Source organism: Neorhizobium sp. R1-B, assembly GCF_004368875.1.
Classification (GTDB): Bacteria; Pseudomonadota; Alphaproteobacteria; order Rhizobiales; family Rhizobiaceae; genus Neorhizobium; species Neorhizobium huautlense.
In genome coordinates this window covers 80,486-95,603 of record NZ_SOEM01000010.1, presented here as the reverse complement: position 1 = coordinate 95,603, position 15,118 = coordinate 80,486, and the positions used below count along the sequence as shown (strand labels likewise).

Annotated in this window: 9 protein-coding genes; 5 read left to right on the top strand and 4 right to left on the bottom strand. The window is 59.2% G+C overall.

The window, feature by feature from the left end:
- Positions 1–20 precede the first annotated feature (20 nt).
- The gene (gene lpxE / locus EDE05_RS15505; RefSeq protein WP_105372175.1) at positions 21–827 is read left to right on the top strand and encodes a lipid A 1-phosphatase LpxE; all 807 of its coding nucleotides are present in this window, start codon (positions 21–23) and stop codon (positions 825–827) included.
- A gap of 67 nt (positions 828–894) precedes the next feature.
- On the opposite strand, the gene EDE05_RS15500 is transcribed toward lpxE, so the two are convergent.
- Entirely contained in the window at positions 895–2,778 is a 1,884-nt protein-coding gene (locus tag EDE05_RS15500; protein ID WP_105372176.1) for an MFS transporter, read from the bottom strand.
- Positions 2,779–3,275: 497 nt separating this feature from the next.
- Between EDE05_RS15500 and EDE05_RS15495 the strand changes: the two genes are divergently transcribed.
- Both EDE05_RS15495 and EDE05_RS15490 read left to right on the top strand, forming a co-directional pair.
- Positions 3,276–4,310, top strand: a complete 1,035-nt coding sequence (locus EDE05_RS15495; protein ID WP_105372177.1) for an aspartate-semialdehyde dehydrogenase — start codon at positions 3,276–3,278, stop codon at positions 4,308–4,310.
- Positions 4,311–4,505: 195 nt separating this feature from the next.
- The gene (locus tag EDE05_RS15490; protein ID WP_105372178.1) at positions 4,506–5,315 is read left to right on the top strand and encodes a lytic transglycosylase domain-containing protein; all 810 of its coding nucleotides are present in this window, start codon (positions 4,506–4,508) and stop codon (positions 5,313–5,315) included.
- Between the two features lie 15 nt (positions 5,316–5,330).
- On the opposite strand, the gene EDE05_RS15485 is transcribed toward EDE05_RS15490, so the two are convergent.
- Positions 5,331–6,005 carry a carbonic anhydrase gene (locus EDE05_RS15485; RefSeq protein ID WP_105372179.1) on the bottom strand — a complete coding sequence of 225 codons (675 nt, stop codon included), beginning with the start codon at positions 6,003–6,005 and terminating at the stop codon, positions 5,331–5,333.
- Positions 6,006–6,077: 72 nt separating this feature from the next.
- Positions 6,078–6,950: a pyridoxal kinase PdxY gene (gene pdxY, locus EDE05_RS15480; RefSeq protein WP_105372180.1), complete on the bottom strand. Its 873-nt coding sequence runs from the start codon at positions 6,948–6,950 to the stop codon at positions 6,078–6,080.
- Between the two features lie 171 nt (positions 6,951–7,121).
- On the opposite strand from pdxY, the gene EDE05_RS15475 reads away from it, so the two are divergent.
- Positions 7,122–11,888: an NAD-glutamate dehydrogenase gene (locus tag EDE05_RS15475; RefSeq protein ID WP_132411076.1), complete on the top strand. Its 4,767-nt coding sequence runs from the start codon at positions 7,122–7,124 to the stop codon at positions 11,886–11,888.
- A gap of 153 nt (positions 11,889–12,041) precedes the next feature.
- Positions 12,042–13,439, top strand: coding sequence for an MFS transporter (locus tag EDE05_RS15470; protein WP_105372182.1), 1,398 nt, complete (start codon positions 12,042–12,044; stop codon positions 13,437–13,439).
- 11 nt (positions 13,440–13,450) lie between these two features.
- On the opposite strand, the gene purH is transcribed toward EDE05_RS15470, so the two are convergent.
- A complete protein-coding gene (gene purH / locus EDE05_RS15465; RefSeq protein WP_105372183.1) occupies positions 13,451–15,067 on the bottom strand; it encodes a bifunctional phosphoribosylaminoimidazolecarboxamide formyltransferase/IMP cyclohydrolase in 1,617 nt (538 codons plus the stop codon).
- Between the last annotated feature and the right edge of the window lie 51 nt (positions 15,068–15,118).

Sequence of the window (15,118 nt, the reverse complement as noted above, 5' to 3'; positions counted from 1 at the left end):
CGCGCCACGGATAAAGGCTGATGAAACGGACAATCGAAAAACTGAAACACCGCCGCTATCGCTACCGTTCAGGGTCTTCCTCGCCCCGGTGGTGGTCCTACGCGCTGGTTACGGTCAACCTGATCCTGATCGCCTTTTTCCTGCTGGACGCTCCTGTCGGTTCCTATGCGGCCCATACCCGCAACCTTCTGAAGCCTTTTGGGGAAACCATTACCGACCTCGGCAAATCCGGCTGGATCCTGTTTGGAAGCGCTGTCATTTTCTTTGAGGCGCTGGCGGTCATCCGGCTTGCACCGACGCTGAAGACACGTTTCCAGGCAATGCTCGTCAGCCATATGGCCATCTACCTCTTTATCTGCGTTGCCGGCTCAGGCCTGGCGGTCAACCTCTTGAAGCGCGTCATTGGGCGCGCACGCCCCGTTCTTTACGAAGAGTGGAGTTCATACGGGTTCAATCCCTTTTCCGGCTCCCGCTTCGAGAGCTTTCCCTCCGGCCATGCGACGACTGTAGGGGCATTTCTGATGGCCATGGCCATCCTTGCCCCACCCTACAGGCTTCTTTTTCTGGTCATGAGCCTTTGGGTCGGTTTCTCGCGCGTCATCGTCGCCGCCCACTATCCAAGCGACGTCATCGCCGGCCTTTCCTTTGGCGCCTGGTTCTCGATTCTCATGGCAATCGTGTTCTCGCGTTATGGTTTGCTGTTCAGGCAGGAGCCGGGCGGGTGGCCGGTTTTACGCCGACCGATACCCTTGATCATGCGCCCTGACCGCTCAAATGCGTCTTTCCCGCCGCGCGGAATGCCGCCAAAGCGTGAGGAAAAGGCTTGAATGAAAGAAGGCCCGGCGCAATTTCCTGCACCGGGCCTTCTCCTTATCGGTTCCTTGCTGTGAAGGACTATTCGGCGTGGATATCCCGGTCCTTGGTTTCCGGCAGGAAGAGCAAGCCGATCACCAGCGTGATGCCCGCAAATACAATCGGATACCAGAGGCCGTAATAGATATCGCCCTTGGCGGCACTCATAGCGAATGCCGTTGCCGGCAGAAGACCGCCGAACCAGCCGTTGCCGATATGATAGGGCAGCGACATGCCGGTATAGCGGATGCGGGTCGGGAAGAGTTCGACCAGCAGTGCCGCGATCGGGCCGTAGACCATGGTAACGTAGATTACCAGCACCGTGAGGATGGCGATGATCGTCACCCAGTTGACCGCCTGCGGATCTGCTACCATCGAGAAGGCGCCGGAGTTCGGGACGGTATAAACTGCCATCTCCGTCACGCCCGTGGCTTCTTGTGCCGTCAGCAGCTTCTGCGAGACGAGATCCGGGCCGGAAACCGAGGCCTTGTTGCCGGCGCGAATGGCGGCAGCATCAAGCTTCAGTTCCGGATTGGCTGCAACGAAGGCATCAAGTTTTGCATCCGGCACCTTGGAGGCAGCGCGTGCCAGCGGATAACCGCTCGTCTGCAGGGCAATGTTCACCTGCTTCTGGAATGCTCCATCCTTGGCCTTTGCATCGGCACCGGCGGCGATGGCGTCATAGCTGGTGATCGTCGAATCGCCGATCTTGACCGTAGCAGGTTGTCCAGCCGGCCCTGCAACGACATCGTAAGGCACCGAATTGCGCGTCAGGTAAGCCGTCGCAATATCGCAAGAGGTGGTGAATTTAGCAGTGCCGGTCGGGTTGAACTGGAATTTGCAGTCGCCCGGAGCTGCCGTCACTGTCGCCCGCACGGTTTCCTGAGCCTGCGCCAGAGCCGGATTGCCGGCCCAGGTCATAGCCTTGAACAGCGGGAAATAGGTCACCATGGCCAGAAGTAGGCCCGCCATGATGATTGGCTTGCGTCCGATCTTATCGGAAAGCCAGCCGAAGAAGACGAAGAAGCCGGTGCCCAGAAGAAGCGACGCGGCAACCATCAGGTTTGCGGACTGCGCATCAACCTTGAGAATATTCTGAAGGAAGAACAGCGCGTAGAACTGGCCGGAATACCAGACGACGGCCTGGCCGACCACGGCGCCGAACAGGGCGAGAAGTGCGATCTTCGCATTCCGCCACTGGCCGAATGCCTCGGTGAGCGGCGCTTTCGATCCCTTGCCCTCTTCCTTCATTTTCTTGAAGGCAGGCGATTCGTTCATCTTCAGGCGGATCCAGACCGAAACGCCGAGCAGGATGACCGAGAGAAGGAACGGAACGCGCCAGCCCCAGGCTGCAAACGCTTCTTTTCCCACGAGCAGCTGGATGCCGAGGATGACGAGCAGCGACAGGAACAGGCCAAGCGTCGCCGTGGTTTGAATCCAGGACGTGAAGAAGCCGCGTCGGCCATGCGGCGCATGTTCGGCGACATAAGTCGCAGCACCGCCATATTCGCCGCCGAGCGCCAGACCCTGTAGCATGCGCAGGGCAATCAGAAGAATGGGGGCCGCGATCCCGATGGAGGCTGCGCCCGGCAAAATGCCGACCAGGAAGGTCGAAAGACCCATGATCAGAATGGTGACGAGGAAGGTGTATTTGCGTCCGACGAGGTCGCCGAGACGGCCGAACACAAGCGCCCCGAAAGGACGGACCAGGAAGCCCGCTGCAAAGGCCAATAGAGCAAAGATGTTCCGGGTCGTTTCCGGATACTGGCTGAAGAAGGCAGCGCCGATGAAGGTTGCCAATGAGCCGTAAAGATAGAAGTCATACCATTCGAAAACAGTGCCGAGCGACGAGGCGAAGATAACCTTCTTCTCCTCTCGCGTCATACCGCCGGTTCTTACCTCGGCGGTCGTTGCGACATTAGCCATTGTCGTCCTCCCAAAGAATAAACTCGCGTGCCGGCTCCGTGTCCTTTTCCCTCCTGGACATGAATAAGGCGACGCATTGTCGCAGATTGGCAGAATTCTGGCCAAAGGAAGAGAGATGCTTTGGGATTATGACTTTCGTCTAATACCGCGATTTCCTCGAACTGAAATGGTGCGGTGCAGTGTCGTAGCTGCGCCGACAATGCAGGCCTCGCTTGACTCATGGCGAAAATCTTCTAAACACCTTCGCGAACGGAAAGACACATCTATGCGTGCTTGCGAATTCGACATCGCTGCCTTCGCACTGCCGGCTGCTCAGCTCGGGCAGCGCGGATGTTTTTCCGCTTTCTTCAAAACCATGGCCAAAACGACGACGAAAACCGTCTGACGTCTCTGGCCGCCGCTCTCTCCCCGGCAAGGCCGGGGACCAGGAATACGCGGACAAGATCCCGCGGCTTCCCCCTCACCGGATCGAGGAGAGACAGAAAGAGAGCAAGAAAATGGGTTTCAAGATTGCAGTCGCCGGGGCAACCGGCAATGTCGGCAGGGAAATGCTGACTATTCTTTCCGAACGCGGCTTTCCAGCGGATGAGGTTGTGGCGCTCGCTTCCGCTCGTTCCCAGGGCACCGAAGTGTCCTACGGGGACCGGACGCTGAAGGTTTCCAATCTCGAAAACTACGACTTTTCGGACACCGACATCTGCCTGATGTCGGCCGGCGGCGAGATCTCCAAGAAGTGGTCGCCCAAGATCGGCGCCCAGGGCTGCGTCGTCATCGATAACTCGTCTGCCTGGCGCTACGACTCGGAAGTGCCGCTAATCGTGCCGGAAGTGAACCCGGATGCGATCGATGGATTTACCAGGAAAAACATCATCGCCAACCCGAACTGCTCGACCGCTCAACTCGTCGTCGCGCTGAAGCCGCTCCACGACTTCGCCAAGATCAAGCGCGTCGTGGTTTCCACCTACCAGTCCGTTTCCGGTGCAGGCAAGGAAGGCATGGACGAGCTCTTTACCCAGACCCGCGCCGTTTTTGTCGCCGACCCGGTCGAGACGAAGAAGTTCACCAAGCGCATCGCCTTCAACGTCATCCCGCATATCGATGTCTTCATGGAAGACGGGTATACGAAGGAGGAATGGAAGGTGCTGGCCGAAACCAAGAAGATGCTTGACCCGAAGATCAAGGTAACCTGCACGGCCGTGCGCGTCCCCGTCTTCATCGGTCATTCGGAATCGGTCAACATCGAGTTCGAAAACGAGATCACCGCCGACCAGGCCCGCGATATCCTGCGCGAAGCTCCGGGCTGCCTGGTGATCGACAAGCACGAAAACGGCGGCTACATCACGCCTTACGAGTGCGCCGGTGAAGATGCCACCTACATCTCCCGCATTCGCGAAGATGCAACGGTTGAAAACGGTCTCAATATGTGGGTCGTTTCCGACAACCTGCGCAAGGGTGCCGCGCTGAACGCCGTGCAGATTGCCGAGCTTCTCGTCAATCGGGGGCTGATCAAGCCGCGCAAGGCAGCCGCCTGAAAGCGATTAATTTATTAAACATGTTAGGATAGAAACCCTGCCAGAAATGGCGGGGTTTTCTCTCCGAATCATCGCGCATCACGAACTGTTCATGAACGGGTGAGTTGCGAAAGTTTGCAACCACCGCCATAAGGCCGAAAAACACATCCTCCGGACGCTGCGGCCAGGCGATCCGGCTGACCACGGGTTAACTGCATGAAGAAGATTTTGCTGGCAGGATTGATTGCAACCGGTTTGACCACCACTCCGGCTTTTGCAGCGCTTCAATGCGGTAACGACTCATCCGGCTTTGCCCGGTGGGTCGACGAGTTCAAGCGCGTGGCTCCGGCGAATGGCATCAGCCCGTCGGTAGTGGAAAAAGCCTTCGCCGGCGTCTCTTATAACCGCGAAACGATCCGAGCCGATCGGGGTCAGAAAAGCTTCAAGCTCTCCTTTGACGAATTCATGCGCAAACGTGGCGGGGCCGCCATCATCTCCCGCGGCAAAAGCATGAAGTCCGGCAATGCATCCCTCTTCGCCTCGATCGAACGCCGTTACGGCGTGCCGGCCGGACCGCTCCTTGCCATCTGGGGCATGGAGACCGGCTTCGGCGGCTTCATGGGCAATCAACATACGCTGTCTGCCGTCGCAACGCTGGCTTATGACTGCCGCCGTTCGGCCTACTTCACGGAACAGCTCTACGCCGCTCTCCAGCTCGTCGCTCGCGGAGACCTGAGCACCTCGGCCAAGGGTGCGGCTCACGGCGAGATCGGCCAAACCCAGTTCCTGCCGCTAAACGTCGTACGCTACGGCGCCGATGGGGACGGGGATGGCCATATCGATATGGTTCGCTCGCGCGCCGACGCGCTTGCCTCGACCGCCAATTTCCTGCGTGGACATGGCTGGCGAGCCGGTGCCGGCTACCAGCCCGGGGAACCGAATTTCGGTGCCATCCAGGGCTGGAATGCCGCAAGCGTCTATCAGCGGGCGATCGCCTATATCGGCGCCGAGATCGACGGTCGGTAACTCGGAAAAATCAGGTCAGGCCGACGCCTGTTCGGCCTGAAGGCGCGGATCGTCCAGCTCCGGACGAATGAAGTCGCCCTTCTCGTTCATCACCCACAATTCGCCGGTCGAGATGTCGAACCAGGCACCATGGATGCTGAGTTCGCCTTTCTCGCAGCGTTTGCGCACGAACGGAAATGTTTCGAGATTGGCGATCGAGTTGCGGATCGACACGCGTTCAAGTGCCGTCTGCCGCTCGGCCTGGGTCATAAAATCATTGCTTTGGATCAGTTCGGCCGCCGGCCGGACCAGCGCCATCCACCGACCGATGAAGTCGCCGGGCGAAAGCGGCTCCATCGCCGGATCGAGCGCTGCCCGGATTCCGCCACAGCGGCCATGGCCCATTACTACGATATTCTCGATCTCCAGCACCTGTACCGCGTATTCCACCGCCGCCGAAGTGGCGTGAAACTGACTGTCCGGCTCATAGGGCGGTACCATGTTGGCGACGTTGCGGACCACGAAAAGTTCGCCCGGGCCGCAATCGAAAATAGTTTCCGGCGCAGCGCGGGAATCGCAACAGGCAATGAGAAGCGCGTGGGGTTTCTGTCCGGTTTCGGCCAGCACCCGGTAGCGTTCGCGTTCGTCGGCGTAACGCCCGCTCATGAAACTGCGGTAGCCCGCTAGAAGTCTGTCTGGAAAATCCGTCATGGGGAAAACGATTATAGCGGCAGGCGCCTAATTTCAACGGTCATTTGTGCAGTTGCTAAGATGAGAACCGAATCACCGCTTCGCCCGTTGCAGCGGGTGCACGAGCCTGCGCATCTGTACCATCGCCATCGGCGTGGAGAGGCTGGAAGCGTCGGTCTCCAATGTCAGTTCGTCGCCTCCCCGCTTGGCCGTGCGCGCCAGAATCTCGAAGACGCTTGCCGTCGCAAGCTGCAGCGCCTTTTCCTCTTCCATGCCTGCCAGAATACGCCCCAGGAAAAGTGCGCTGAGGAGATCGCCGAGGCCGTTCGGCGGATTGTCGATCAGCCGATGTTCGGCAAGCAACGCATGTTTTCCGGTGAGATAGAGATTGCCTGTGCCGCCTGCCATCATCGGAACGGCAGAGGTCACCAGAATGCGGGGCGGTCCGAGCGCGATCGCTGCGTCCATGATCTCGTTGTTGGTTTCCAGTGGCGCCCCTGAAAGCCAGGCAAGCTCATAACGATTGGGCGTGGCAATGGTGGCAAGCGGAATGAGTTCGTCGCGGATCGCCTCCGCGGTCGGCTGCGGGATATAGAGCCCGCCGAGGTCGCCCATCACCGGGTCGCAGACATAGAGGAGTTGCGGATTCTTCTCCCTCAAGGCCCGAACCAGCCGAGCCACCGAACGCGGCTGGGCTGCATTTCCAAAATAGCCCGTCAGGACGGCCTTTACCTCACCCAGCCATGGCGCGCGGATGAGATCGTCTATAGCTTTGTCGAAATCCGATTCGTGGAAAGTCAACCTCGTGGAAGGCCCATGACCCGGATGCCAGGGAAGAACGATGGTTGGCATTGCCCACACTGGATATCCAAGCGTTTCCAAGGCGAAAACGGCGGCGCGATTGCCGACGGAGCCGCGGATGACGTGGCTGGAAATGACGATGACGGCATTGCTGTTGTCCTGCATGGATCCGCTTTCCGACTTCAATGGCCTGTTGATGGTTTCTTCGCACCGCTGTGTCAATAATAGTCGAGAAGAATGCGGCAACCTCGCATGCGGACATGGATCGGCCACGTTGCCGCAAGATGACAGAGCATGAAATAATTCGGTTTAATCAAAAAAGGGGAGGGAGAAAATATGGCCGTCAGGCAGAATCCGAAGCGTGAAAAACAGATTGAAAACGCGCGCAAGGTTGCCACCCAGGACAAGGGACCGCTTCTGGACCCCCTCATCCTGTTTGGCCGAGCCAGCAATGACGACCTTGAGAACTATACTCCTGAAATGCTGGCCCTATCCGCAAGGCACGCGGCCGAACGGTTGAATGCTTGGCCACGGGTCAGGGCGGATATCACGGTAACGCCTATAGCCGGGGTGGAGCCCAAAGGCGTGCCGGTTTCCGTCTTGACGATTGTCGATCGGAACATGCCTTTCCTTTTCGATTCAGTCATGGGTGAGGTGACGGCCACCCACCGTGATCTGATGCTGGCCGTTCACCCGATATTGCTTCTTGAGCCAGGCAAGGAGCCGGTGCTTCGCTCTAATGAGAATCCTGGGAATCCAGCTCATCACGTAAGCCTGATACAGATCCATATCGCGCCACTCTCGCAGGAGCAGTCAACGGCGCTGACAGAACGCCTTGGTTACATCCTGGATCAGGTGCACCTGTCCATCTCCGATTGGAGCGCGATGCTGGATGTTCTCAAGGGCGCCGCCGGCCAACTCAACAATTCGACCAGCCGTCGGAAGGCCGATCGCGAAGAGGCGATCGCATTCCTGGAATGGCTGCGCGACGACAATTTCACTTTTCTCGGCATGCGGGAATATGTCTATTCCGGCAAAGGCCCCGAAGCGAAGGTGGAGCGCGGCAAAGGCCGTGGTCTGGGCATATTGTCCGACCCGGACGTCCTGGTGTTGCGCCAGGGCAAGGACGCCGTGACGACCACACCGGAAATCCTTGAATTCCTCGATGGACCGGATTTCCTGATCGTCACGAAAGCAAACGTGAAATCCGTGGTCCATCGTCGGGCTTATATGGACTATGTCGGCGTCAAGCGTTTCGACGAGAATGGCGAGGTCGTCGGAGAACTGCGCATCGTCGGCCTCTTCACGGCCACCGCCTATACCCACTCCGTTCGCGATATCCCGCTCCTGCGCGCCAAGGCCGCCAGAATTGAGGAACACTTCGGCTTCGATCCGGACAGCCATTCAGGCCGCATGCTGGCAAATACGCTGGAATCCTATCCGCGTGACGACCTTTTCCAGATCGACACCGACCTGCTTGCTCGCTTCTGCGAGCAGATCATGGAATTGAGCGAACGGCCTCGTGTACGCGCGCTGCCACGCATCGATCATTTCGATCGGTTCGTTTCGGTGATCATTTACGTTCCGCGGGAGGATTACAATTCTCTGGTGCGTGAAAAGGTGGGCGACTATCTCGCAAATATCTACGACGGGCATATCTCTGCCTACTATCCGGCCTTTCCGGAAGGCGGTTTGGCCCGCGTACACATGATCGTAGGTCGACGCGGCGGCAAGACTCCACGTGTTCCGCAGGCAAAGCTCGAAGAGGCAATCCGACTTATCGCGACCCCTTGGGAGGATCGTTTTGCGGCCTTGGCAAAACAAGGCCCTCGCCTCTCCGTAACGCAGGCCTTCCAGGAAGCCTTTTCCCCCGAGGAAACCTTTGAGGATCTTCCCGATATCGTCGCCTGCGCTGCCGGTGAAACGATCCGCATCGCCTTCTATCGCCGCCCCGCCGATACTGCCGCCACCGTTTCGCTGAAGATTTTCCACAAGGGCCGGCACCTCTCGCTCTCCCGCCGTGTACCGCTTCTTGAAAACCTGGGTTTCCATGTGGTCAGCGAGCAGACTTTCGAACTCAATGTCGGGTTGGGGAGTGATCGCAAATTGGTCGTACTGCACGACATGGAATTGCAGGTTAATAATGCGCGGGAAATCGACCTTTCCCATGAAGGCATGTTACTGGAGGAGGCCTTCCTATCGGCTTTCGATGGCGCAATCGACAATGATGGTCTGAACCGGCTGGTGCTGCTCGCCGGACTTTCCGCACGAGAAGTCACTGTGTTGCGAGCCTATTCCCGATATCTTCGCCAGACCGGGATCGTATACTCGCAAAATTACATCGCCGACACGCTGAACAAATACCCTGCCATCTCGGCCGCCATCTTCCGTCTCTTCCGCGACGGCTTCGATCCGAAGCTTGGAGAAAAGGTGCGGGTGAAGAAGCTGACGGAAGCCCATGCCGAGATCGAAGCCGCTCTCGGTAACGTCCCGAACCTCGACGAGGACCGGACGCTGCGCCGTTTCGTCAACGCCGTCGATGCCACCCTGAGGACGAACTATTTCCAGCGCGACGCCCAAGGATCACCAAAGCGAATGTTGGCCTTCAAGCTCGATCCAAAACTCCTCGACGGGCTGCCTGAGCCAAAACCGTTCCGAGAGATCTTCGTTTACGGCACCGAGGTCGAAGGCGTGCATTTGCGCTTCGGCAGAGTTGCACGCGGCGGCTTGCGCTGGTCGGATCGTGGCGAGGATTACCGAACCGAGGTTTTGGGCCTAGTGAAGGCCCAGCAGGTCAAGAACGCGGTCATCGTACCGGTGGGCGCCAAAGGGGGGTTCTTCCCCAAGATGCTGCCCGTCGGAGGCTCCCGCGACGAGGTCTTTAACGCCGGACGGGAAGCCTACAAGACCTATATCAGAACGTTGCTCTCTATCACCGACAACATCGTCGATGGCGAAATCGTACCGCCGGCGGATACGATGCGCATCGACGGCGACGACCCCTATTTTGTCGTAGCGGCCGACAAAGGCACCGCCACCTTCTCCGACACCGCCAACGGATTGGCCCAGGAAGCCGGCTTCTGGCTGGACGACGCCTTCGCCTCAGGGGGCTCCGCCGGCTACGACCACAAGAAGATGGGCATTACCGCCCGCGGCGCCTGGGAGGCCGTCAAGCGGCATTTCCGCGAGAAGGACATCGACATCCAGACCACGCCCTTCACTGTGGCTGGTGTCGGAGATATGTCCGGCGACGTTTTTGGCAACGGAATGCTGCTGTCCCGCAAGATCAGGCTCATTGCCGCCTTCGATCATCGTGACATCTTCATCGATCCTGATCCGGACACTGAAAAGTCCTTTGTCGAACGCGAGCGCCTCTTCGCCCTGCCGCGGTCGAGCTGGCAGGATTACGACCGGACGACGATGTCCAAAGGCGGTATGATCATTTCGAGAGCCGAGAAGGCCGTTAGGCTGACCCCGGAAGCGGCCGCAGCGATCGGCATCGACAAGACGACGGCAACGCCTTTCGAGATCATGACGGCGATCCTGAAGAGCCCCGTAGACCTGCTCTGGTTCGGTGGCATCGGCACCTATATCAAGGCCGCTTCCGAAGCCGACACCGAAGTGGGCGACCGCGCCAACGATCCGATCCGCATTACTGCGGCGGACGTGCGTGCGAGCGTGATCGGCGAGGGTGCCAATCTTGGCGTCACCCAAAAGGGCCGCATCGCTTATTCGCTCGCCGGCGGGCGCTGCAATTCGGACGCGATTGACAATTCCGCGGGCGTCAATTCCTCGGACGTCGAGGTCAACATCAAGATCGCGCTCAACTCGGCGATGCAGGACGGTCGGTTGACGCGGGAGAAGCGCAACCAGCTTCTCTCCTCGATGACCGACGAGGTGGCCGGGCTCGTTCTGCGCAACAATTATCTTCAGCCGCTGGCAATCTCCCTTACCGAGAGAAAGGGCGTCGCCAACCGGGAAGAACTGTCACGCCTCATGTCCGTGCTTGAGAGCCAGGGCCTCCTGAACCGTAAGGTGGAAACGCTTCCCGATGACAACGAACTGGCCGAACGGTATCTTTCCAACCGCCCCCTGACCCGGCCGGAAATCGGTATTCTGCTCTCCTATTCGAAGATCGTCCTGTTCGACGCACTGATCGACAGCTCCATCCCGGACGATCCCTATTTTTCTGCCGTGCTGAAAGCTTATTTCCCGGCAAAGATGCAGAAGCCCTACGCAGCCGATATCGAAAATCATCGCCTGCATCGGGAGATCGTGGCAACCGCCTTGGCCAATGAGGCCATCAATCGGGGTGGGCCCGGTTTCGTACAGCTGATGAGTGACGTGACGGGCGCTGCGGCATCAAATGTCGTCAAGGCAGCTTTTCTGGCACGCGACAGTTTCGACCTGCCGAAGCTGTGGGCGGAAATCGATGCATTGGACGGCCGGATTTCGGGCCAGGTCCAAAACGATCTCTACGCCCGCACCACGCTGATCTTCGCGGAAGCGACCCGGCTCATTCTTCAGACGCAGGTCGGCGCCGGCGATATGACCGGTGCCATGAGCCGGCTCAGAGCCGCAATTAAGGGCCTGCGTTCCTCCATCACCGCCGGAAGCATTCTGGAAACCGCGGCACAGGCCACGGAGTTCGAGGCACAGGGCGTCCCTTCGGCGGTCGCACGGGAAATCCTGCTGTTGCCAACCCTGGTTCTCCTGCCCGAAATCATGCTGGTTGCCAATCGTACCGGCGAGACCATGGCGCGCGCAACGGAAAGCTACTTCGCTGTCACCGAGACGTTCCGCATCAATCGGCTGATCGGTGCCGGCGAGCGAATTGCCACCTCAGATCACTACGAGAGTCTGGCGCTTTCACGCAGCCTGCAGCAGATCGCCTCAGCCCGACGTGACATCATCATCGCCGCCCTCACGGCTCATCCAAAGGAAAAGAAGCCGCTGCAGGCGTGGGTTGGCAATGACCGGACGCGCGTGAACCGCATCGGAGCAGAACTTATGGCTCTGAGCGAGGGCAGCGATCTCACGCTTCCCAAGATCACCGTTGCCGCCGGGCTTCTCGGAGATCTCGCACGCGGACCGGCAATCTAGCAAAGGGGAGAGGCCGCAGACCGTCCGGCGGTCCCCACCATGATCATGGCATTCCAGGCGGGGCATAACGCAGCTATGTCCCCTGGACGACTTGTTTACCAGAATGACCTTCATCGCTTGAAGAGGTTTGAGCGCTCTGATCCGGGGGGTAAAATGGCTGTTCATGTGATTGAGGAAGCGCCGGCGAAATCCAGCCGGCGCGGTATCTGGGGCTGGATGCTCTTCGACTGGGCAGCTCAGCCCTTTTTTACCGTCGTCACGACCTTCGTGTTCGGCCCCTATTTCGTCGCCCGATTGACCAGTGACCCTGTCTCGGCACAGGCAGCCTGGAGCAATATGGCGACGATCTCCTCGATCACCATTGCCATACTGTCACCGATCCTCGGCTCGATCGCCGATCAATCGGGTCCTCGAAAGCCATGGATCGCGTCTTTCGCCGCGGTCAAAATCACCTGCGTCGCTATGTTGTGGTTCGCAGCGCCCGGCTCCCCGATCATTTGGCCGCTGATTTTCATGATCCTGGCCTCCATCGCAGCCGAGTTTTCCACCGTCTTCAACGATTCCATGATGCCGCGCCTCATCAGCAAGGACGAGGTCGGCAGGGTTTCGAATGTCGCCTGGGGCCTCGGTTATCTCGGCGGCATGATCGTGCTGATCGCAGTGGTGGCGCTCCTCGCAGCAAGCCCGGATACCGGGTTGACCCTGATCGGCATTCCCCCGCTGTTCGGGCTCGACCCTCATCTCGGAGAAGACGCCCGCATTACCGGCCCGATCGCGGCGCTTTGGTATTTCCTCTTCATTCTTCCCATGTTTTTCTTCACGCCCGACACCAGAAAGGCGATGCCCTTTGCAGAGGCTGTACGCTCCGGCTTGCAGGAGCTTGCAGGAACTGTCCGTGAATTGAAGCAGAGGGCGGGCATTTCCAGGTTCTTGATCGCGCGCATGCTCTATCAGGACGGCGTCAACGGCGTGCTGATCCTTGGCGGCACCTTCGCTGCTGGAATGTTCGGTTGGGCCACGATAGAAATCGGCATCTTCGGAATCCTGCTGAACGTGGTTGCCATCTTCGGCTGCATTGCCGCCGGTGCGCTCGACAAGGCGATGGGATCGAAGCGTGTCGTCTCAGCGAGCCTCGTATGCCTGCTGATTGCAACCCTCGGCATTGTCTCGACGGGCCCAGGTTTCGTCTTCTTCGGCATGCTTCCGCTGCCCATGGACGACGGAGGAGGGTTGTTCGGAACAGCTGCTGAAAAAGCCTATCTGCTCTTCGGCCTGTTGATAGGCGTCGCCTTCGGCCCTGTGCAGGCTTCGTCGCGCTCCTATCTTGCCCGCAGCGTCAGTTCTTCCGAAGCAGGTCGGTTTTTCGGGATCTACGCGCTGTCGGGCCGGGCTACCAGTTTCATGGCGACACTCTTCTTTTCGCTGGCCACCTATGCGACCGGATCGGCGCGGCTGGGAATGGCCACGCTGATCCTCTTCCTGCTGGCTGGTTTCCTCTTGCTGCTTACGACGCCATACCCGGCCGGTAACCCCGACGCAGCACCGGAATGATAGTCGGCTGATCAATGCCGGAAATGGCGCATGCCGGTAAAGACCATGGCAACGTTGTGCTCGTCGGCAGCGGCAATCACCTCATCGTCGCGCATCGAGCCGCCCGGCTGGATAACGGCCGTTGCGCCGGCCGCGATCGCCGATAGCAGGCCGTCGGCAAAGGGAAAGAAAGCCTCCGAGGCAACAGCTGAACCCTTGGTCATCGGTTCCGCCCAACCCATGGCCTTTGCCGCTTCCTCCGCCTTGATGGCGGCGATGCGTGCGGAATCTACCCGGCTCATCTGTCCGGCGCCGATGCCGGCGGTCTGGCCGTCCTTGGCATAAACGATTGCATTGGACTTCACGTGCTTGGCCACCTTGTAGGCGAACTTCATGTCTTCGAGCTCGCGCTCGCTCGGCGCCCGCTTCGTCACGACACGCAGATCGATATCCTCGATCATGCCGTTATCCCGGGTCTGGACGAGGAGCCCGCCTGAAACGGTCTTGGCGGTGATCCCCCGCGAGCGCGGGTCCGGCAGGCCGCCGGTCACCAGTAGCCGCAGGTTTTTCTTCGTGGCAATGATTGCCTTGGCTTCGTCCGAAACCTCGGGAGCGATGATCACTTCGGTGAACAGCTTGACGATTTCTTCGGCAGTCTCGCCGTCAAGAAGCTGGTTTAATGCGATGATGCCGCCGAAAGCGGAGGTGGAATCGCAGGCAAGCGCCCGCAGATAGGCGTCCTTCAAGCTCGGGCCCGTCGCCACGCCACAAGGATTGGCATGCTTGATGATGGCACAGGCCGGCGCCTTTGCGGGCGCAAACTCGGCAATTAGCTCGAAAGCCCCATCCGTGTCGTTGATGTTGTTGTAGGAAAGCTGCTTTCCTTGCAGAAGCTTGGCGGTGGCGACGCCGGGGCGGTTTTCGCCGGTAACGTAGAAGCCCGCGCTCTGGTGCGGGTTTTCGCCGTATCGCATCTCTTCTTTCAACACACCGCCAATCGTCCGGTAGCGTGGAATTTCGATGTCCAGCGCTTCGGCGAACCAGTTGGAGATCGCCGTGTCATAGGCCGCTGTGCGCGCATAGGCTTTGGCGGCAAGCTTCTGACGGAAGGCATAGACCGTTTGCCCATCGTTGGTCCGCAGCGCTTCGATGAGTGCAGGATAGTCGGAGGGATCGACGACGGTCGCGACATAGGCATGGTTCTTGGCTGAGGCGCGGATCATCGCGGGCCCGCCGATGTCGATATTCTCAACCGTGGTCGGATAATCGCCGCCGGCGGCGCGCACCTCTTCGAAGGGATAAAGATTGATGACGGCGAGATCGATGGCTTCGATCCCGTGCTCCTTCATCGCGGCCGCATGCTCCTGGTCGTCCCGGATGGCGAGAAGTCCGCCATGCACGGTCGGATGCAGCGTCTTTACGCGACCGTCCATGATTTCCGGAAAACCCGTCACTTCCGATACGTCGGTCACGGGAAGACCCGTCGCCGCGATCGCCTTGTGTGTTCCGCCTGTCGACAACAGCCTCACGCCCTGAGAGACCAAGGCCTCAGCGAGCTCTATGATGCCGGTCTTGTCGGAGACCGAAAGCAGCGCGGTGCGAATTTTGATACGATCGGGAGCAGGGATTTTTTTGGAAACGACGGCCATCGGTCTCTCCTGGGAACGCGCCATAGATCGGCACTGCGAAGGATTGCCGCC

Coding starts and splice junctions, on each gene's coding strand:
- lpxE (WP_105372175.1), top strand. CDS start 21: ATGAAACGGACAATCGAAAAACTGAAACACCGCCGCTATCGCTACCGT.
- EDE05_RS15500 (WP_105372176.1), bottom strand. CDS start 2,778: ATGGCTAATGTCGCAACGACCGCCGAGGTAAGAACCGGCGGTATGACG.
- EDE05_RS15495 (WP_105372177.1), top strand. CDS start 3,276: ATGGGTTTCAAGATTGCAGTCGCCGGGGCAACCGGCAATGTCGGCAGG.
- EDE05_RS15490 (WP_105372178.1), top strand. CDS start 4,506: ATGAAGAAGATTTTGCTGGCAGGATTGATTGCAACCGGTTTGACCACC.
- EDE05_RS15485 (WP_105372179.1), bottom strand. CDS start 6,005: ATGACGGATTTTCCAGACAGACTTCTAGCGGGCTACCGCAGTTTCATG.
- pdxY (WP_105372180.1), bottom strand. CDS start 6,950: ATGCAGGACAACAGCAATGCCGTCATCGTCATTTCCAGCCACGTCATC.
- EDE05_RS15475 (WP_132411076.1), top strand. CDS start 7,122: ATGGCCGTCAGGCAGAATCCGAAGCGTGAAAAACAGATTGAAAACGCG.
- EDE05_RS15470 (WP_105372182.1), top strand. CDS start 12,042: ATGGCTGTTCATGTGATTGAGGAAGCGCCGGCGAAATCCAGCCGGCGC.
- purH (WP_105372183.1), bottom strand. CDS start 15,067: ATGGCCGTCGTTTCCAAAAAAATCCCTGCTCCCGATCGTATCAAAATT.